The organism is Vibrio sp. Y51_MX_L26 (genome assembly GCF_024181935.1).
GTDB classification, from domain to species: Bacteria; Pseudomonadota; Gammaproteobacteria; order Enterobacterales; family Vibrionaceae; genus Vibrio; species Vibrio diabolicus.
On the sequence record NZ_JAMZAS010000001.1, the window covers coordinates 747741 to 768019 of the forward strand.

Annotated in this window: 17 protein-coding genes; 12 read left to right on the forward strand and 5 right to left on the reverse strand. The window is 45.8% G+C overall.

Annotated elements, in window-relative coordinates; all coding sequences use genetic code 11:
- Positions 1-19 precede the first annotated feature (19 nt).
- From fdhD to NL645_RS03200, 9 genes are all read left to right on the forward strand, one after another.
- Positions 20-850, forward strand: a complete 831-nt coding sequence (gene fdhD / locus NL645_RS03160) for a formate dehydrogenase accessory sulfurtransferase FdhD (protein WP_017447522.1) — start codon at positions 20-22, stop codon at positions 848-850.
- Between the two features lie 406 nt (positions 851-1256).
- Positions 1257-2651 carry a hexose-6-phosphate:phosphate antiporter gene (uhpT, locus tag NL645_RS03165; protein ID WP_021707729.1) on the forward strand — a complete coding sequence of 465 codons (1395 nt, stop codon included), beginning with the start codon at positions 1257-1259 and terminating at the stop codon, positions 2649-2651.
- A 138-nt stretch (positions 2652-2789) separates the two neighbouring features.
- On the forward strand, positions 2790-3398 hold the full coding sequence (gene uhpA / locus NL645_RS03170) for a transcriptional regulator UhpA (protein ID WP_046875403.1): 609 nt from the start codon (positions 2790-2792) through the stop codon (positions 3396-3398).
- Entirely contained in the window at positions 3398-4900 is a 1503-nt protein-coding gene (uhpB, locus tag NL645_RS03175; RefSeq protein WP_170891738.1) for a signal transduction histidine-protein kinase/phosphatase UhpB, read from the forward strand. The genes uhpA and uhpB overlap by 1 nt, the downstream gene beginning before the upstream one ends.
- Positions 4901-4906: 6 nt before the next feature.
- A complete protein-coding gene (locus tag NL645_RS03180) occupies positions 4907-6247 on the forward strand; it encodes an MFS transporter (protein ID WP_053307712.1) in 1341 nt (446 codons plus the stop codon).
- Positions 6248-6371: 124 nt separating this feature from the next.
- Positions 6372-7589, forward strand: coding sequence for a mannose-6-phosphate isomerase, class I (manA, locus tag NL645_RS03185; RefSeq protein WP_253651177.1), 1218 nt, complete (start codon positions 6372-6374; stop codon positions 7587-7589).
- A gap of 264 nt (positions 7590-7853) precedes the next feature.
- Positions 7854-9116, forward strand: a complete 1263-nt coding sequence (locus NL645_RS03190; RefSeq protein WP_253651178.1) for a hydroxymethylglutaryl-CoA reductase — start codon at positions 7854-7856, stop codon at positions 9114-9116.
- Between the two features lie 411 nt (positions 9117-9527).
- Positions 9528-11096, forward strand: coding sequence for a DUF1800 family protein (locus tag NL645_RS03195; protein WP_253651179.1), 1569 nt, complete (start codon positions 9528-9530; stop codon positions 11094-11096).
- Between the two features lie 9 nt (positions 11097-11105).
- Positions 11106-12431 carry a DUF1501 domain-containing protein gene (locus tag NL645_RS03200; RefSeq protein ID WP_253651180.1) on the forward strand — a complete coding sequence of 442 codons (1326 nt, stop codon included), beginning with the start codon at positions 11106-11108 and terminating at the stop codon, positions 12429-12431.
- An 86-nt stretch (positions 12432-12517) separates the two neighbouring features.
- Here the strand turns inward: NL645_RS03200 and NL645_RS03205 are convergent, their stop codons facing one another.
- The gene (locus tag NL645_RS03205; protein WP_005394577.1) at positions 12518-13612 is read right to left on the reverse strand and encodes a ketoacyl-ACP synthase III; all 1095 of its coding nucleotides are present in this window, start codon (positions 13610-13612) and stop codon (positions 12518-12520) included.
- 162 nt (positions 13613-13774) lie between these two features.
- On the opposite strand from NL645_RS03205, the gene trxC reads away from it, so the two are divergent.
- Positions 13775-14209: a thioredoxin TrxC gene (trxC, locus tag NL645_RS03210; RefSeq protein ID WP_005394579.1), complete on the forward strand. Its 435-nt coding sequence runs from the start codon at positions 13775-13777 to the stop codon at positions 14207-14209.
- Positions 14210-14385: 176 nt separating this feature from the next.
- Positions 14386-15546 carry an MFS transporter gene (locus tag NL645_RS03215; RefSeq protein WP_012842235.1) on the forward strand — a complete coding sequence of 387 codons (1161 nt, stop codon included), beginning with the start codon at positions 14386-14388 and terminating at the stop codon, positions 15544-15546.
- A 48-nt stretch (positions 15547-15594) separates the two neighbouring features.
- Here NL645_RS03215 and NL645_RS03220 read toward each other — a convergent pair whose 3' ends face one another.
- Both NL645_RS03220 and NL645_RS03225 read right to left on the reverse strand, forming a co-directional pair.
- Entirely contained in the window at positions 15595-15984 is a 390-nt protein-coding gene (locus NL645_RS03220) for a nitrous oxide-stimulated promoter family protein (RefSeq protein WP_005394584.1), read from the reverse strand.
- 13 nt (positions 15985-15997) lie between these two features.
- The gene (locus tag NL645_RS03225; RefSeq protein WP_253651181.1) at positions 15998-16507 is read right to left on the reverse strand and encodes a GNAT family N-acetyltransferase; all 510 of its coding nucleotides are present in this window, start codon (positions 16505-16507) and stop codon (positions 15998-16000) included.
- A 136-nt stretch (positions 16508-16643) separates the two neighbouring features.
- Here NL645_RS03225 and NL645_RS03230 point away from each other — a divergent pair, with 136 nt between their 5' ends.
- The gene (locus NL645_RS03230; protein WP_005376066.1) at positions 16644-16835 is read left to right on the forward strand and encodes a DUF2986 domain-containing protein; all 192 of its coding nucleotides are present in this window, start codon (positions 16644-16646) and stop codon (positions 16833-16835) included.
- A 49-nt stretch (positions 16836-16884) separates the two neighbouring features.
- Here NL645_RS03230 and NL645_RS03235 read toward each other — a convergent pair whose 3' ends face one another.
- Entirely contained in the window at positions 16885-19056 is a 2172-nt protein-coding gene (locus NL645_RS03235; RefSeq protein ID WP_253651182.1) for a TonB-dependent receptor, read from the reverse strand.
- An 89-nt stretch (positions 19057-19145) separates the two neighbouring features.
- Positions 19146-19883, reverse strand: a complete 738-nt coding sequence (locus tag NL645_RS03240) for a siderophore ferric iron reductase (protein WP_253651183.1) — start codon at positions 19881-19883, stop codon at positions 19146-19148.
- Positions 19884-20279: the final 396 nt, after the last annotated feature.

Here is a 20279-nt window from a genome sequence, read left to right on the forward strand (position 1 = left end):
CGGCTTATGAGGTGATTTCATGAGATGTACTACTCAATCTTATTTTGAACTGTCCGATTTCAATCAAGCACCACCTCAACCAAGTGCGTTCAATTACCGAGAATTGATTGATGGCCGCCCAGTGCAACAAATGTCGCTGGCGAGTGAATCCGCCTTAGCTATCAGCTATAACGGCATTAGCCAAGCGGTCATGATGGTGACGCCAGGCCATCTGGAAGACTTCGTGAAAGGATTTAGCCTAAGCACAGGCATCGTCCACGACTTCAAAGAGATCAAAGACATTGAAATTGGTGGCGATCACGAATCTCACTATGCGGAAGTGGAAATCAGCAACCGAGCTTTCTGGGCGTTAAAAACACAGCGCCGAAATCTTGCCGGCACAACCGGATGCGGCATTTGTGGTGTCGAGGCTCTGGAACAAGCTTTGCCTGATTTAGCACCGCTAACACCGTCTCTTCCTCCGCGCTCCGATGTATTCGAAGGGCTGCGAGACAAAGTCGCACTGCATCAAGAAGCCGCACGTGAATCTGGCGCGTTACACGCCGCCTTATTTGCGGATTTACAAGGCAACATCAAGTTGTGCCGAGAGGACATCGGCCGCCACAACGCGCTAGATAAGTTGATTGGCGCATTGGCCAACAATCACATCGAGCCTCAAAGTGGCTTCGCAATCATGACAAGCCGTTGCAGCTTGGAGTTGATCCACAAAGCCGTTCGCGCGCGCATCCCCACTCTGGTTTGCTTATCTGCACCTACAGCGTTAACCGTCGAATGGGCAAGAAGAAACCATTTGAACCTAATTCACTTACCAAAACACGGCTCGCCGCGTCTATACAGCCCTGCGCCTTAACACGTCAACTTAGCCGAATTCCTAATATTTCTAACAGAGACCTCTGGGTCTCTGTTGTTTGCTTCTCGTTCCCAATTGATACTTAGCGACAAGACACTACTCTCTCCAACCAAACGTGCTCACCCCTTGTCTGCACTAAGCTTACGCATATTAACCCGCTTGCATTTGAACGCTTTCCAATCCGATAAGAACCCTGTCAAAAACCCATATATTAGTAAGGATTTTGTGTGACTCTTTTCACGCTTTTCCGCCTTCCTAGGCATTTCTAGGAATTTTTCCTAGCCGATCTAGGCAACCATCTCATGTGCCTCACAAAACCACTCTCTAGAATTCCGCTCAGTCAAAGGTAACAAGAGCGCATAACGGTCTCCGTTGTGTTTCTAAAACAATTACAAGAGAGTTCATCATGTTAAAATTCCTCGAACAGGTGCGGAAGCCGACCCTCGATCTTCCTGTCGAAGTTAGAAGAAAGATGTGGTTTAAACCGTTCATCCAATCTTACTTGGTCGTATTCATCGGCTACCTAACCATGTACTTGATTCGTAAGAACTTCAATGTCGCGCAAAACGACATGATCTCAACTTACGGTTTGAGCATGACAGACCTAGGTCTTATTGGCCTTGGCTTCTCCATCACATACGGCATCGGTAAAACCGTTGTGTCTTACTACGCTGACGGTAAGAACACCAAGCAATTCCTCCCTTTTATGCTGATCCTTTCTGGTCTTGCAATGCTTGGTTTCAGCTTCAGCATGGGCGGCGGTAGTGCAAGCCTGTTCTTGATGGTGGCTTTCTACGCTCTAAGTGGTTTCTTCCAAAGTACTGGTGGCCCTTCTAGTTACTCAACCATTACAAAATGGACACCTCGTAACAAACGCGGCTCTTACCTAGGTTTGTGGAACATGTCACACAACGTTGGTGGTGCGGGCGCAGCGGGTGTTGCTCTTTTCGGTGCTAACTACCTATTCGACGGCCACGTAATCGGCATGTTCGTTTTCCCTTCTATCATCGCGATCATCGTTGGCTTTATCGGTATGCGCTTTGGTAGCGACTCTCCAGAAGCTTACGGTCTAGGTAAAGTAGAAGAACTTTTCGATGAAGCAGTGAGTGAAGAAGACACCGCCGCTGAAGAAAACCAGATGACCAAAAAAGAAATCTTTGTTGAATACGTTCTTAAAAACAAAGTTATCTGGCTACTTTGCTTTGCTAACATCTTCCTTTACATCGTTCGTATCGGTATCGACCAATGGTCAACGGTATACGCGTACCAAGAGCTTGGTCTGTCAAAAGAAACGGCAATCTCTGGCTTTACTCTGTTCGAAGTCGGTGCACTTGTGGGTACGTTGATGTGGGGTTACCTCTCTGACCTAGCAAACGGTCGCCGCGCATTGGTTGCTTGTGTATCTCTTGGCTTGATCATCGTATCGCTTGAGTTCTACCAGCACGCCACTAGCGAGTTCATGTACTTGGCCTCTCTATTTGTATTGGGCTTCTTGGTGTTTGGTCCGCAACTTCTTATCGGTGTTGCCGCGGTTGGTTTTGTCCCTAAAAAAGCAATCAGTGTGGCTGACGGCGTAAAAGGTACATTCGCTTACCTAATCGGCGATAGCTTTGCAAAACTAGGCTTGGGTATGATTGCCGACGGTACACCTATCTTCGGCTTAACAGGTTGGAAAGGTACCTTCGCAGCCCTAGATACCTCCGCCATGATTTGTATTGTTTTGCTTGCTTTCGTCGCTATCGCGGAAGAGAAGAAGATTCGACACGCGAAGAAGCTTCAACTTGCACAAAACCAAGCCTAACTTCTCTGCGCGCTTTACTTCGGTAAAGCGCGCAAGATCATTAAAAAGCATGGTTCAATTCAGTATCATTAAAGATTTTTCTATTGGCTCCTGTTGGAGCTTATTGTTGTTAGTCGTCTGCTCTATTTGGTTGTAATAATGATTCATGTTGCTCTAGTTGATGATCACGTCATCGTGCGTTCGGGTTTCGCACAATTATTAAATTTAGAAAGTGATATTACCGTTGTTGGTGAATTCGGCTCTGTCGCAGAAGCACGCACAGGGTTGCCTGCGGTACACCCACACGTCGTCATCCTAGATATTTCCATGCCAGATGAAAGCGGCTTAAACTTTCTTAGCGAAATACCAACTGGCATTGCCTGCGTGATGCTTAGCGTGCATGACTCCCCTGCGATGGTGGAAAAATCACTAAAGCTAGGTGCAAAAGGCTATCTTAGTAAACGCTGTAGCCCAGACGAACTTATTCAAGCCGTGAGAACCAGTGCTTCTGGTGGCTGTTACCTCACATCAGATATTGCACTTAAACTTGCAACGCCTAGCGACAACACCACCTCTCTATGCCAACTGACAAAACGTGAAAACGAGGTATGTCAGCTACTTGCGACCGGGTTGGATGTAAAGTCTGTCGCGGCAGAGCTTGGCTTGAGCCACAAGACCGTGCATGTGCATCGTGCGAATGCCATCGACAAACTCGGCGTGAAAAACAACGTTGAGCTCGCCAAACTATTTTCTCAAGAGTCCTTTTAATGCGAGCTTACGCTGTTACTACCATTTGCGGACTATTTGTTATGGCTTGCGCTTGGTTTTGCTTGTGGGTGATTGCCTATTACTTTGTCAATGATCCCGAGCTGGCGATCTTATTGTTTCCTTTCGCTTTACGATTAGGTGTCGCCCTACACACTCGCACCGCTTATTGGCCAACGATTTATCTTTCAGAGTGGGGGCTTTCCATCGCACTTGCGATGTTACTGGGTCAACCGCAGTGGCTTACCGTGCTGATTGCGAGCATTGCCAGTATCCCGGTCACTCTGATTGCGAAAAAATACTACTACGGAGACCAAAACCGCCATTTAGCCGTGATGAGCGCAGTCATTATCATTAGCGCGTTTATTAATGTGATGGCCGTTGGTTTTCACGTTCCTTCGGTTTACATGGTATGGCTGGCTAGCATTTCTGGAGGCTTGCTCGTGGTGCCTATGTGCTACTTGTTATGGAGTTATTTGTTCCAAAGTCGTTGGTCTCCGCTTAGCTCTCTCCTACTTAGTAATACCGTTGTATTTCAGGTGCGTCATATCGTGCTTTATGCGCTGCTTTTGATCGGCAGTATTTTGGTGCAAACCAGTTTGCCTGAAGAGCTAAAACGATTTGCGCCATTTTGTATGGCGATTCCAATCATCGTGCTTGCTCTGCGTTACGGCTGGCAAGGTGCCCTGCTCGCCACCATGCTCAACAGCATTGCGCTGATTGCGGCTCGTAGCGGCGTATCGAATCTAGAAATAACCGATTTGTTATTATCTCTCTCAGCGCAAACCATCACTGGCATTATGCTCGGCTTAGGGGTTCAGAAACAAAAAGACCTCAATCACAAACTGCGCGGCGAACTTGCACGCAATCAGAATTTGTCTCGCCAGCTTATCAAAGCTGAAGAGTCTGTAAGACGCGATATTGCGCGCGAGCTACATGACGAAATTGGACAGAACATCACGGCAATCCGCACACAAGCCAACATCATTAAGCGGGTAAATAACGCAGAAACAAGCGTGGGTTGCGCCGACATGATCGAAGGGCTTTCCCTCAACGTGTACGACACCACTAAGCGACTGTTAAGCAAGCTAAGACCAAAAATGCTGGATGATTTGGACTTAAAAGAATCCGTCGAGCAACTAACGCGAGAGATGGAGTTCGCCAATCACGGAACCAACGTTCAACTGAACTGGCAGGGCGATTACACCAGCCTGAGTGACACACTCAAAGTCACCCTATTCCGTTTATGCCAAGAGTCATTGAATAACGCAGCCAAGTACGCAGAAGCGCAGTTGATCAATATTGAACTGACAATTGGAGAAGCTGCGGTGTCACTGATGATTCACGATGATGGTGTCGGCTTCAAAGTTCAGGACAGCATGAAAGGCATGGGCGTTCGCGGCATGCAAGAGCGTGTGCACGCGTTAGGTGGAAAAATGGTTATCTACTCCACCAGCGATCAAGTGATCGGCACACAAATCAGCATTACTTTACCTAAGGTGTAACTCAAGATGTTTGGATTTTTACGTTCACCTAAATTTACTCAACCGAGTCTGAGCAACGAGCAAATCGACCAGCGTTACCACCATTGGCGTTTGCACATTATGTTGGGGATGTACATCGGCTACGCAGGTTTTTACTTTACCCGTAAGACCTTTAACTACGCCGCACCAGCGATGATTACCGATCTTGGCTTAGATAAAGGCGATTTGGGTCTTATAGGCACGCTTTTCTACATTACCTACGGCTGCTCGAAGTTTATTTCTGGCACGATTTCGGATCGCTCTAACCCTCGTTATTTCATGGGGCTAGGCTTAATTGCGACAGGTCTGGTCAATATCGCGTTCGGTTTTTCTAGCTCACTCGCGGCTTTCATTACTCTGTGGATCTTAAACGCCTGGTTCCAAGGCTGGGGCTGGCCTTCATGCTCCAAGCTGTTAACCACTTGGTATTCACGCTCCGAGCGTGGCTTCTTATGGGCGATTTGGAACACCGCACACAACGTTGGTGGCGCGCTGATCCCTATTTGGGTGGGCTATTTAACGTTGCACTACAGCTGGCGTGAAGGCTTTATTCTACCCGGCATCATCGGTGTATTACTCGGTCTATTCGTTTGTTGGCGATTGCGCGACAAACCCACAACAATGGGCTTACCAAGTGTCGGACAATGGCGCAACGACGCGCTAGAACTTGCGCAAGAAAATTACGGACGTGGCCTCACCTACCGCGAAATTCTGAAATCGTACGTATTTAACAACAAATACATCTGGCTGCTCGCGTTCAGTTATGTGTTGGTTTATATCGTCCGAACCGCAATCAATGACTGGGGAAACCTGTACTTAACCGAGCAGCATCACTATAGCCTGATTAACGCCAACGCTGCCCTTTCTATGTTTGAAATCGGCGGTTTTGTTGGTTCATTGGTTGCGGGTTGGGGCTCAGACAAACTCTTCGGCGGTAACCGTGGGCCAATGAACTTGCTGTTCGCGATTGGGATTTTCTTATCTGTCTCCGCGCTTTGGCTGATGCCTCTGACCAACTTTGCATTCCAAGCGGCGGGATTGTTCTCCATCGGCTTCTTTGTCTTTGGGCCACAAATGCTGATCGGTATGGCAGCGGCTGAGTGCTCTCACAAAGATTCTGCCGGCGCGGCAACAGGATTTGTGGGCTTGTTCGCCTACATGGGCGCAGCATTGTCTGGTTATCCATTGGCGTTAATTCTTGAAGAATATCATTGGACGGGTTTCTTCATCACCATTTCAGTTTGTGCAGCCGTTATTGGCCTTTTGTTACTGCCATTTTTGCAAGCGCAACCATCACGAAAACCACTCGAACCAAAACCTCGGTTGTAAATCGGCTTATCGCCCTTCGGGCAAATTGGCGAGTGACCTAACCGCGCTCGCCCTCCTTATTTAACGTATCTCTGCTCAATTTTTCCTCCGATTCAGTTCGGAGGGTTAACTATGGGAAAAATTCATGAATTTGAACACTATTTCATCACTTAGCTTCTTTCAAATGAACAACAAAATCCAAAACTACGCTTGGGGAAGCACCTCTTCTATTCACGATTTGTTTGGCTTTTCTAACGAAACAAATGAACCTCAAGCAGAAGTATGGATGGGTACTCACCCAAACGGCTGCTCTGAAGTTCAGGTTGAGCAAAACACGCTGCCTTTGTCTGAACTGATCAAACAAAACCAACCCGCTTACTTATCAGCAGAAACCGCAGCGAAATTTGGCGACCTGCCCTTTCTGTTTAAGATCTTAGCGGCCGAACACGCACTGTCGATTCAAGTTCACCCAAGCAAACAAGATGCCGAAATAGGTTTCGAAAAAGAGCAAAGTGCTGGGATCCCACTAAACGCGAGCCATCGTAACTACAAGGATCCAAACCACAAACCTGAGTTGGTGTACGCGCTGACAAGTTACCAAGCCATGAACGGTTTTCGTTCGTATGACGAGATTATTGAGGCATTTAGCCTTTGCGATATCGATGAGCTACGCGCGCCTCTTGACACATTCAAACGCGAAATCAACTCACAAGGTTTACGAGATTTCTTTGTGCACATTCTGACCATGGAAGGAGAAACAAAAGAGCGAGCACTGAAACAGCTTCTTGCCCACGCTTCACGTCAATCGGAACAAGGCACTGACAGCAATGTTTTCCAGCTCATCTTGGACCTATCCACTCAATATCCCGGCGATGTCGGCTTGTTTGCGCCATTACTGTTGAATGTCATCACGCTGCAGCCTGGCGAAGCGATGTTCCTGAGCGCAAAAACGCCACACGCTTACATTAAAGGGACGGGATTAGAGATCATGGCGAACTCAGATAACGTTTTGCGTGCAGGACTCACGCCGAAACATATGGATGTTGAAGAACTGGTTAAATGCACAGATTTTGTGCCTAAGCCTTTTGACAGCCTTGTTTTAGAACCCAATGCCAATGGTTGCCAGAGCCTTTACCCCGTTCCAGTCGCAGACTTTAGTTTCAGCATTCTTAACCAACCGAATCACGACGTGCTTGAGGCAAACAGCGCAGAGATTTTGATGGCGATTGATGCCGAACTGACACTCATCAGTGATAACGGTGAGACGTTAACCGCCGCGAAAGGACAATCTGTATTTGTTCCTGCTTACGTTGGCCATTATCGCATTCAAAGTGCGGGACGTGTGGCTCGCGCCTTCAACTAGTTTTTGAACAACTGATTCAAACTAACGTCTGATCCAAGGGACTGGGTTAGACAATTTATTCCTTTCATAGATTGAGCCTGTCCGGTTTTAAGGTACTCATTGTCAAAACTCATTTATTTCCGGTAAATTCGCCGCTCCAATATCAAATCACTTGGATAACAAAGGCGCTTGCAAAGTGGTATTTGTTGCAAAACGTATAATCAACGTTGTAATCAAAGCCTCAATCACTACAATCTCTGGTTCGATTTTTCAGTTAACGTTTGTATGCCGAAGTTAAACCAAGATAACCCTGTTCAAAGCTCCGCCCTTTCCGATATCGAAACCAGCAGTAAGATTCAATCGGCATTAGAACCGAAGTTTCACAAGCCAGAGAAACGTCTCTGCTTAAGCCCTGGTCTATCGGATAAGCATTTGGCGCGCCGGTGGCAAGTATTGGAACACGTGACCAATAAAGATCATCTTCTTGATCCTTTCACGCAGTCACATTGCGACGCTTACTCCAACAACATCGAGCACTTCATTGGTACTGTCAATGTGCCGGTCGGCATCGCAGGCCCTTTGCGCGTCAATGGTTTGTATGCGAACGATGACTTTTTGGTTCCGCTCGCAACGACAGAAGCCGCGTTAGTCGCTTCCTACAACCGTGGCGCAAATCTTATTACCGCCGCTGGTGGCGCGAGCGCATTGTTGCTGAGTGAAGGGGTGAGCCGAACGCCAGTGTTCGCCTTTAATAATCTTGCCGACGCTGGCCAGTTCGTCAGTTGGGTTGTGACCCAGTTTGACGCATTTCGTCAAATAGCGGAATCCACCACCTCACATGGCAAACTCAAAGACATCAATGTAAACATCGAAGGAAACCACGTTTATTTGGTCTTTGAATACGTGACAGGTGACGCTTCCGGACAAAACATGGTGACCATCGCAACAAACGAAGTGTTCCATCATATTTTGGCGACCAGCCCAATCAAACCAACTCAAGCATTCTTGGATGGCAACTTATCAGGCGACAAAAAACCAAACGCGCACACGCTGCGCTCGGTACGCGGTAAGAAAGTATCCGCCGAAGTGACCATTCCTGCTGAGTTGGTGGAGAAATATCTGCATACCACGCCAGAGTCTATGGTTCAATTTGGCAAAATGACCACGGTGGGTGGTTTACTCAGTGGGACGATTGGCGTCAACGCGCATTACGCGAATGCTCTTGCCGCGCTGTACATTGCTTGTGGTCAAGATGCCGCTTGCGTTGCAGAGTCTGCTATTGGTATCACTCGTATGGATGTCGACGCTCAAGGCAGCTTGTACGCGTGCGTGACCTTGCCAAACATCATGGTGGGAACGGTTGGCGGGGGCACAGGCCTTCCAACGCAAAAAGCATGTTTGGATATTTTGGGTTTGCACGGCAACGGCAGTGCGAAAGCCTTAGCCGAAGTCGCAGCTGCGCTTTGTCTGGCCGGTGAACTCTCAATTGTCGGCGCATTTTGTGCCGATCACTTCTCCCGAGCTCACCATAAACTTGCTAGAAAATAATCCTTTTACTTTGTACAAGAGAACACCCATGCGGTTTTCTCTTGTGCCAATAAAGCAACTTTATTTATTAGCTCATAAATTAGTTTAAGTTGTATTGTAGACTTAATGATTACACCACTCTCACGTTGACCGCATTATTGCAGTATCACCACACATTCCTCGCTATATCACTGTTTGACCCTACCCTATTCTCACGCAATATTAAATATCAGTACGTTACCTAAATAAATATCAAAAACATCTAGCACTAAAGTACCAAATTCATAGATTGAGTTTTTTGTTAGTCACTTATAGAGACTATACTCGTTCCTGCAGCTGCTTGATTTTTCTAAATTTATTATTTAGCTCAAATGAGCTTAATCACTCCCGTTAAATGGATTTAAGTCGTTCCCTCGGGTAAGCGAGTTAACTATGAGACGTCAGAAACAGAATGAAATCTCTTGTTGGGTTCTAGGGTTGATTATCTTATTACTAAGTTACGTCCCTTCAGTACCAGCAGAAATGGAACTAACGCCCTCCGATCAAACCGTTGCGCGTTTCCTCTATCAGAGCACTTTTGGGCCAACACCAACATTAATTGATGAGGTAGAAGAAGTCGGGATGGAAAGTTGGATATCTCAACAAATCTACCTTCCTGCCACCTATCATCAACCGCTCTATCGGACACCTTTTTCCAAAGGCGCACAATCCAATCGCGAAAACGCTTGGTATCAAATTGTTATTACCGCTGATGATCAACTCAGACAGCGCATGGCGTATGCATTAAGCCAGATCTTAGTGGTCTCTCGCTATGGCGGTGTTCTTTCCAGTAAGCCCACTGGTCTAGTCGACTACTATGATGTATTGATTGCTAACGCTTTTGGCAACTACCGAGATTTATTATATGACGTTTCCATTCATCCTGTTATGGGCAGCTATTTGTCCATGCTCGGTAGCGCAAAAGAGAACAACACGACGGGTGCATTACCTGATGAGAACTTCGCTCGAGAGTTGATGCAGTTGTTCACCCTAGGCTTGTATGAACTGAATATCGATGGCAGTAAAAAGCTTGATCGTAAAACGGGTAAGCCTATCCCCACATATACGCAAACGGATATTCAAGAGCTCGCTCGAGCATTAACTGGGTGGAAAAATGCCGATTTAGCGTTTGTTGAACCGATGCGAGTCATCAGCCACCGACACGATGGTGGCGAGAAACGATTGCTTGGTAACACAATTCCTGCGGGTTTAACTGCGCAAGAAGAGCTTTCAAAAGTGATCGATATTTTGATGTCTCATCCAAACATGGCGCCGTTTGTTTCTAAGCTACTTATCCAACGTTTTGTAACTTCGAATCCAAGTCCGGAGTACATCGCACGTGTTGCTTCGGTATTCAATAACAATGGCGAAGGAGAAAAAGGAGATTTAAACGCGGTCATTCATGCCATCTTGCTCGATTCTGAGGCTCTAGGCATGACAGATACCCCGCCAATAAAAGTGAAAGAGCCAATACTGGTCCTAACTAATTTTCATCGAGCAGCGGGTTTTACAATCAAATCTACACGTTACGAAGACGCTACTACGATGATGAATATCGCCAATCAAGGACCTCTTCGTTCTCCTTCCGTATTTAATTTTTACTCTCCTGACTACCAACCATCTAACGAGTTTACGGAGTCTGGTATTAGCTCTCCTGAGTATGAGCTACTGAACTGGTCTGTTTATACCGATTTGGTCAACTATATGTTGACCAGCACTCGCAGAGGCGGCGGTGATTCCTACACTCTCGATCTCGGCGAGTTTTATCTTCTTTTGGATGATCACGATGCCTTAGTCGAGCTGGTTAACGCACGCTTCTTTGCTGGAACGGCCTCGGCGGAATTAAAAAAACTCATGCTCACCGTATTAGATGAATATCGTGAGGACTATGTGCCAACAACAAAGCTCGCCTTGGTGATTTTTACCGCCATTTCCGGCGATGAATTCTATATTCAGGATTAGGAGTGGATTATGGATATTTCACGACGACATTTTATAAAAAGCACTGCATCGATGGGCGCTTTAGCTTCGCTTGGTCTACCGGGTTATTCTCTCGCGGCGCCATCCAATGACTTTCGAGCATTGATATGTGTTTATTTAGCAGGTGGAAACGATGCGTTCAACACTGTACTGCCGTTGTCTGACGCGCACTATAACCAATATGCCAAAGTCAGAGGGGCTCTTTCTGTCGCTAAAGACGACATACTCCCTATCAATTTGCGTACCGCCGATAGCTCGGATAATCTGGTAGAACTTGGCTTACACCCCAAACTAAAGGCGCTGTCTTCAATTTTCGAACAAGGCGATGCCAATATCGTGCTCAATAGCGGCATTCTCAACCATCCCGTTACAAAACAAGCGATTGAGCTAGGTGAAGCGTCACTTCCCGAGCAACTATTTTCCCACAATTCACAAACTGAAGCTTGGTTACTTGGTGGTATGCAAGAATCTAGCAACTTGGGTTGGGCAGGAAGAATGTTGGACGTATTAACTTCTGAATCAGAAATAACCCCACTATACAGTGTGCACGGGAACTCGCTTTGGTTACGCGCGATGGAACACCGCCAAACCGTGCTGAAAAAAGACCGTGCGGTTCAGCTTACCGCGATTGATAACCCCCTATACAAGGGGATCTATGATCAACTGCTTTCTCATCAAACAGAGAATCCGTTTAGTGGTCACTTTAATTTGATGGTTGATGAATCGATGATGATGAGCCGCGTGCTAAGCGAGCAACTCAATAATATTGATGACGCGCCGCTGTTCACCTCATCAACACTCGGCAAGCAGATGCAAACCGTCTACAAATTGATCGCAAGCCAAGATGTGTTAAAGCAGCAACGACAAGTCTTCTTCGTTAAACACCCTGGCTACGACCTACACGATTCTCAATTAGTTCGACACCCCGTACTGCTCGAAGATCTAGCGACTAACCTCTTAGCAATGTATCGTGCGATTGAAGGGTTGGGGCTAAACAAGCAAGTCACCTCTTTTACAATGTCTGACTTTGGTCGACGGATGACAAGCAACGGTAACGGCACCGATCACGGTTGGGGTGGTCATCAACTATTGATTGGAGGCGCAGTGAATGGTCAGCGAGCTATCGGCACATGGCCTGAACTAGTATTGGGCGGAAACGATGACTATTCTCAAGGTCGACTCATACCCCAAATTGCAGCTGATCAAGTGGGCTCAACCCTCGCGCAATGGATGGGCGTGAGTGATAACGCGGCATTGGAATACGTGTTCCCGAATATCCGCAACTTCGCTAATTCAAACCTTGGCTTTATGGCTTAAGCTGCTTTAATAAGCTCTTAATTAACGTGTCATGAAAAAGGGAGCATTTGCGCTCCCTTTTCAATATCATTTCTGCTGAGTGTCCGTTACGCTTCGTCGCGACGGCGCTCGTTACACAGCTTAATGGCACGCTCAAGCAATTCTAGCGCGGATTGCTCACATTCAGGCAGAGCCGCATCACTTTCACCAATTGGCGTTACGCGGTCACCCCATTTCAATACTGCCGCACCCCATGTCAAACCTGCACCAAACGCAGCAAGAAGCATGTTATCACCTGGGTTAACTCGGCCTTGCTCTACCGCTTCACATAATGCAATTGGCACCGTCGCTGCAGAAGTATTGCCGTAGTTTTGGATGTTCACAAACGCTTTGTCGTGTGGGATCCCAGATAGGTCACATAGGGTTTGAATAATACGAATATTCGCTTGATGAGGAATAACAACGTCGATTTGGTCGGTAGTTAACTGTGATGCTTTAAGCACGGTTTTCGCAGCTAGCCCCATACCTTTTACCGCACGTTTGAAGATCTCTTGTCCTACAAAGTTGAAATCCCAGTAACCGTTGTCCTCAGCAAAACGGTCCATACAAGTACCAAACTTTGGTACGGAAAGAATATCGCGACCTTTAGCGTCACAACCAATTTGAGATTGCAGTAGACCCGTTTCTTTTTCTGTTCTTGATAACACAACGGCGCCCGCGCCATCACCAAATAGAACAGCGGTATCTCGCATGGCCCAATCGATGTAGAAAGACAATCTTTCCGCGCCAATAATGATCGCGTTGCGATAGTTACCTGATTGAATCAAACGTGTGCCCGTTTCAAGGCCGTAGACAAATCCCGTACATGCGGCATTTAAATCAAAGGCCGCCGCAGAGCGAATGCCCAAGTTCTGCTGTATTTTAGATGCGATGTTTGGAATAAGTGAATCCGGAGAACAAGTCGCCACAATGATTAAATCAACGTCGCTGGCGTCAACGCCCGCGCGCGCCAATGCGTGTTTGGCAGCAACGGTTGCCATGTCTGAAGTATTTACATGGCTAATACGGCGGTTTTCGATACCGGTGCGGGTACGAATCCACTCATCTGAAGTATCAAGGAAAGTGCTAAGATCATCGTTAGAGAGCACGGCAGGAGGAACACATTTCCCCCAACCTGTAATTTCAGCGTAGTAATTTGTCATCGCAGACCTATTTATTGTTGTATTTTAATAAAATTTCTTAGAACCTTAGGCTCAAATACAAACCTGCTCTGCGTTATTTCGGCAGGTTAAAAAATAAGTATACAAATAATGAGGCTGACTGGTAAGTCATGTTTTCATCAATACGTAATAAAGGAAGAAGTCATGTCATCGTTTAAAACTCGCTGCCCTTCATGCGGCGGTCTAAATCGTGTCCCGAATGAGCGTGTTGCAGAGTCTGCAACTTGCGGTAAATGTAAAAGTGCACTTTTTGATGGCGCGCCTATCGAAGGAACGCAAGATAACTTTTCTGCCCTATTACAAAGTGATACGCCTGTTGTCGTCGACTTTTGGGCCCCTTGGTGTAATCCGTGCGTCGGTTTTGCCCCTGTTTTCTCGGATGTCGCTCATGAACAAGCAGGAACGGCTCGTTTTGTAAAGATTGATACAGAAGCACAACAAGCGCTCGCTGCACAATTTGGCATTCGAAGCATTCCTACCATCATGGTTTTCAAGAACGGTCAACGCGTTGATATGATCAATGGTGCGCTACCGAAAAGTCAGTTTGATCAATGGTTAAATCAAGCACTTAATAAGTAATTCTCCACGCCAACCTCACTGGTAGGTTGGCGTTTTTATGCAACTTATCGACCTATCTATTTAACAAATATTATTTGTCGAAACGACTTAAATTAATCATTTTACTTGCCTAACTATTAGCCTCATATTCGCGCCGAATAACCCATAGATTTCATTTAACTTATAGGCGCAAAACAGTGGAAAACACAGTCGTTCCTGCAGCATCACCACGAGTTACAGTTCCAGTCGTCGCACTGTCTCTTTATGCGGTGGCTTCGGGCTATTTAATGAGCTTGATCCCTCTCATGCTCGGTGAATACAACATCTCAGCAGATTATGCGAGTTGGTTGGCGAGTGTTTTTTATGGCGGCTTATTGGTCGGCGCGATGTTTATTGAGCGTGTCGTGCGTCAAGTTGGTCACCGTAAAGCGTTTATTGGCTGCTTAGCGGCATTCTCGCTAACGATTGTCACGCTACCCGTTTTTGCTAATGGGTTAGTGTGGCTTGCTGCTCGTTTTATCGCAGGTATTGCCGTTGCGGGCGTTTTTGTCATTGTTGAATCTTGGCTAATGTCTGGCGACGAAGCATCACGTGCAAAACGTTTGAGCTTGTACATGCTATCGCTTTATGGCGGTTCTGCATTAGGCCAATTTGGCATTGGTGTACTTGGCGTAAGTGGCGGTGTTCCGTTCATTGCAATCACAACGCTGATCCTAATGGCGATGTTGGTGCTGATGTTTATTGAGTGTGAACAACCAAACAGCCATGAATCAACCGCTTTGTCATTTAAGCAAATTGCCAAGCTAAACCATGCTGCAATTATTGGTTGTGTTGTATCAGGTTTGACCTTAGGCGCGATCTACGGATTAATGCCTGTTGAGCTAACTAACCGTAAAATCAACCATCAAGACATTGGTACATTGATGGCACTAGTGATCCTAGGTGGCATGTTGGTTCAACCAATGGTGACCACATTGAACAAATACATGAGCCGCACAGTGCTAATGGCGTTCTTCTGTATTTTGGGTATTTTTTCGATCGGTTTGACCTTTATTTCATCGTCAGCCGTGGTATTAGCTGCTGCTTTATTCTTTTTAGGTGCAGCTACTTTTGCCTTGTACCCAATTGCGATCAACTTAGGTTGTGAAGGACTTGATGAGCGCTTTATTGTCTCTGCCACACAAGTCATGCTGTTCAGCTACAGCATTGGCTCTGTTGCTGGCCCGGTTGTGGCTGATAAATTTATGGGCCAAGAACATGGCTTACTAGGCTACTTGTTTGCCGCTTTGGTTGCGACTGGCGTATACATGCTACTTGCAGCGAGCAAAACTAAGCAGCGTATGGCCGCTGGCCTCTAACCAAGCAACTTCTACTCAACGAAAACGAGGGCATGTCGCCCTCGTTTTTTATTCTTCGCTTTTTTGTTTAGATAAACGTTTGTGACGGTTTGACGCGTTCGCTGCAGGTTTTTCCGGTACCGCGCGCTTTTCATGAAGTAAATGACGAACCGCCAAGATGGGATGTTTCAGTAGCATTCTGGGGCCAGAGTAACGCATCACCAAACGCATTTGCTCTTTCGGATCCGGTTTATAACAGTGAATCGGACACTTGTTACACGTCGGTTTATTCTCTCCATAAGGACAGCGGTCAAGACGAACTTCTGCGTATTCAAGCAGCTCACGACATTCTGAGCACAAGTCACTTTTTGTTCCATGGTGATCGTGACAGTAAACCTCTACCATGGCTTTTACCGTCTTAAATTCAGTGGCGAGCTTGCCAAGTAAAATATCGCTCATGAGCTTCCAAAAATCACAACGTCATTGTGTAAAGTTCTAACGTTCGACCATTATCGTATTGCTGCTCAACTCGTTCAAACTCAAAGCCCAGTTTTTTGAGCAAACTTATACTACGAATATTGTCATTGTTGGTGATGGCAGCCAACTTATCGAGTTTCATTCTCTCTCGAGCATATTCCAGCACCGCGGTTGCCGACTCGACTCCGTAGCCGCAACCATAAGCAGAAGGTAAAAAACCATACCCAAGATCGTAGTGTTGCAATGTGTCACGTTTAACTAGCCCACAAATACCGATCGGTTGTCCATCGTCTTTTTTCTCTACTACGAGTAAACTCACACCTTTAACTTTTTGCATGCGTAGCATGTTTTCTTTTATATAACGCGCCGCTTCATATTCAGTACGAATTTGTTTATCTCCGACAAAAAGGTAAAAGTCTGGGTGGTTATAAAGTTCTAATATGAATGGTGCATCATCTACACTCACAAGACGTAATATCAAACGTTCAGTGATCAGTGTTTTCATTTTGACTCCATTAAAACGCGAGAGATGATTGGACATAGAAACGTACTTGAATCTTGCGACCGACGTAAGGGCTTATTTAGTTGTAACTTGATAAAAAAATAACTATCCTGCCCCGCTAAATTAAAGGACCACCACCATGAACCGCAAGAAGAAAATCAATCAGATCTTAAAAGCGAAGCAGAAGAAGCACAACGCTAAGCTACATAAGAGCAATAAGCCGCGTTATATCTCCAAAGCTGAACGTGCAAAAATGGAAGCTGAAGAGCAAAACCAAGCTTCAGAGCACACGGAAAACGTTGTAGACACAGCGCAGACAGATCAAGCCTAAAAGAAAAGCCGCTTTAAGCGGCTTTTTTGATACTCGAAGAGAGTTAGCTTTAGTATTCAATACTGTAGTTCAGTGTGAATGTGCGACCTCTTCCTTTGTAGTCGTACGCTGCTGCATCGTAGTGTGCTGCATAGAGAATCTGCGCACGTTGACCCCAGGCGGTTGTGTAGTCTTCGTCAAATAGGTTTTGAATACCAAAGCCTAACTGCCCAACAGGTAGTGTTACATTACCCAGAAGATCAAACGTGGTGTAGCCCTCCAACTTATTGTTGGCGTCATCTTCGTAATCAAACATCGTCTGACTTTGTAGACGAATCGAGTACGAATCTTGGTAGTATGCAGCCCATGCATTAGCCTTAGACGTACTGGCTTTACCTGCGCTCAAATCTTCCCATTTACCATCGGTTTTCAGCTCAGAAACTACGTAGTGTCCTGATGCCCCTAACAGGATATCGCGGGTCACCCAGTAATTGATGTTTGCTTCTGCACCGTAAACACGCTGCTCGTCGTCAACATTCGTAATCAACAACGTTTTTCTATCATACTTGATGGAGTTGTCTGAAAGCGAGTAATAGCCTGCCGCCTGAAGCGCAAGAGAGTTGGTATCAAGACGGTAACCGATCTCATAGCTGTCCGTTTTAATGCCTGACATTTTTGAGTCAGACACATTAATGCTGTTGTTCAACGCATAGTGCCCGTTTGCATCCACAGCGTCATAGCTGCCTTGACCATAGTACTTCGCAGGGTCAGCAAGTTCGAAACCTTGGGAGAAATTTGCCCAAAGTTGAGATTCATCATTAAGCTGATAAATGGTGCCCAAATTAAACAGACTTACAGAGTAGTCGGTGCTGCCACCTGGTACCGCATCCGCTGATACGCCATTACCCAAGGCAATCTTCTTTTGTACGCTATAGGCAACAAAGTCATCAATCTTGTTGTCCATGTATTGATAGCGGTAGCCTGCTTGAACGGACCAATCTTGATTAATTTGATAGTCACCTTGAACAAACATTGCGTAAGACGTTACATCTACACCTGGGTAACGACCAACTTCGGCGTACGTTTTATTAATCAAGTTTCCAGAGTTGTTTGCAATGCTTGGATCGAATAGAGCTTGATTGCTCTCAAAACGGTCTAAATACGCATCAACACCATAAACAAGGTTGAATGATTCCCAGTTTTTTGCCAGTGCCAAACGTCCAGCAAAAACCTCTGTCTTTTGCTGAGAAGCACCTTGGTAATAAGGAGTAAACGTTTGGTCTTCACTTCGGTAAGACAACTCGCCAATCAGTTGATGGCCGAATACGCTGTCGTGAGCGTAGTTCGCACTTAAGAGAACTCGCTCTGTACCGTGTTCACGATCGGAATCGAATCCCTCTCGTACATCAACAAATTTATTGTTAACAATGTACAAGCCGTATGGCGAATCTTGCTGGCTGTCATAGTATTGTGCGACAAGGTTTAACTTGCTGGCATCGGAGATTTGAATCTCTGTCGATCCCATCACATCAAGCGTCGAGTTGTATTGCAGAGAACCTTGGGAAATATCTGGGGTGACAATGTCGCCATTTGCGTCAAATGCACCTTGTGTCTCGGTGTACACAACCGAACCCCTAGCGGCAATTCGCTCATTACCACCTGAGATAGACTGAGCTAGTTTGTAATCAAAGTCATCGCTGCTGTTAAAACCTGTAGTGCCACTGACATACGATTCAAACGATAAGTCATCCGAGTAAGCTTTCTTGGTGATAATGTTAATAACACCACCTGTAGCGCCAGCACCATAAATGGAGGTTGCACCAGATAGTACTTCAATTCGCTCGATGTTGAATGGGTCAATCGCATCAAGCTGACGACTAATTGGGCGAGAAGACTGCAGTGAGACACCATCAATCATCACCAACATCGCTCTGCCACGCAGGTTCTGGCCGTAGTTAGTTCGACCACCCGTACCAACGTCTAACGAAGGAATGGTCGCAGAAAGAATGTCACCAAGTGTCTTGCCCGCGCGATATTGCTGGGCAATTTCCTCTTGCCCTACAAACCAAACCGTTCCTGGAATATCAGAGATCGATTTCGGCATCACACTGCCCACGACCACCATTTGTTCATCACTTGGTGTTGATGTTTGTTGAAGTTCTTCCGCAGCTATTGAGCTAACTGCGTATCCACTGCTCATCGCAAGTACGATGAGATTAAGAGAAAACGTCCTTTTTATCATTGTATTTATCTTTTTGTTGTCAACAAGAGTATGCAATGATACTTATTCTCACTCTCAAATCGAGCACTGTTACATAAGTTAACCAAATGTTAATTAGAATTATGCTTGCTCATAAGCTGTCGATTTTTTTCTAAACGAGGACAATCTTCACAAAGCTTTCTGCCTTCACACTTATAGACCAAACAACAGCTTTTTCTGACCAATTTTAGCGGCTGATCCAGTGATGTTTCATAAAGTGAATGACTATTGTTGGCATCTAAACCCAATGCCTGTAACCACAAGATGGCATGCTCACGCAATGTCGTGTTGGTCATTTGCGGAAAACGCTGTTGAAGACGAATCAAACAAGCCATGATCCCATCCGACATCAATTGATGAGTGAAGCCTGGGCGAATGCGCGTCCATTGACTCATTTCTTGTTGGTAGAAATCGAACAACTCTCGAATTTGACGTCCGGCCTCTTTTATTAATTCTTCTGGCTTACCATGTATATGTGTTTCGTCAGCGAATCGATATCCAGATACAAAACAAGGCTTGAGTTGCTGCGCCATCTCACGAATGTTTGGCAACGTGTGGAAACCGTAAATAGAAATGAACGCAACATAAACAGGCTGCCAACACAACAAATCCCACGTTCTCGTCAACCAATACGCTTTTCCTGCTTCCGGATGAGCCTCAGACAACTGTTGGTAAAGGCCTTGAATGATCGGATTGATATCATTTTCGATATGAATAACTTCTTGCCCTATTTCGCCAATATCACCGTGCAGGTAAGGCGTAATCTCACTCGAAGTTTGAAATAGTTGCGGGAAAAATTGCTCAGACATGATGGTTTATTGTTGGTGTAGTCATTCTGACACCTTTATACCCAAGCACTAATCGCAATGCAAACTATTATCCTTTGTATTTACATAACAAGAGCCTATTCTCATCTGTGGTCTCTGCCTCTATTTTCAAGCTCTTTGCGCCCGTAAGGTCTGGTTACGTATGCGATGAATAGCAACAAACTCTTAAACCTCTTCGCATTTAGCGCTGACATGATCGCAAAAATATACAGCATAAAAACACCCTGATAAAACTGTGTTAACAGTTTCCCTGTGTAGCGTGAGTTATTGCCAATAATTGAATATTGCTGTTTCTTATCCAAAGGAGTGTGAACAACATGAAGTATTTTCTTTCTGAATATCGGGACAATGTAATTAAGTAATTTGGCTATATAGCCC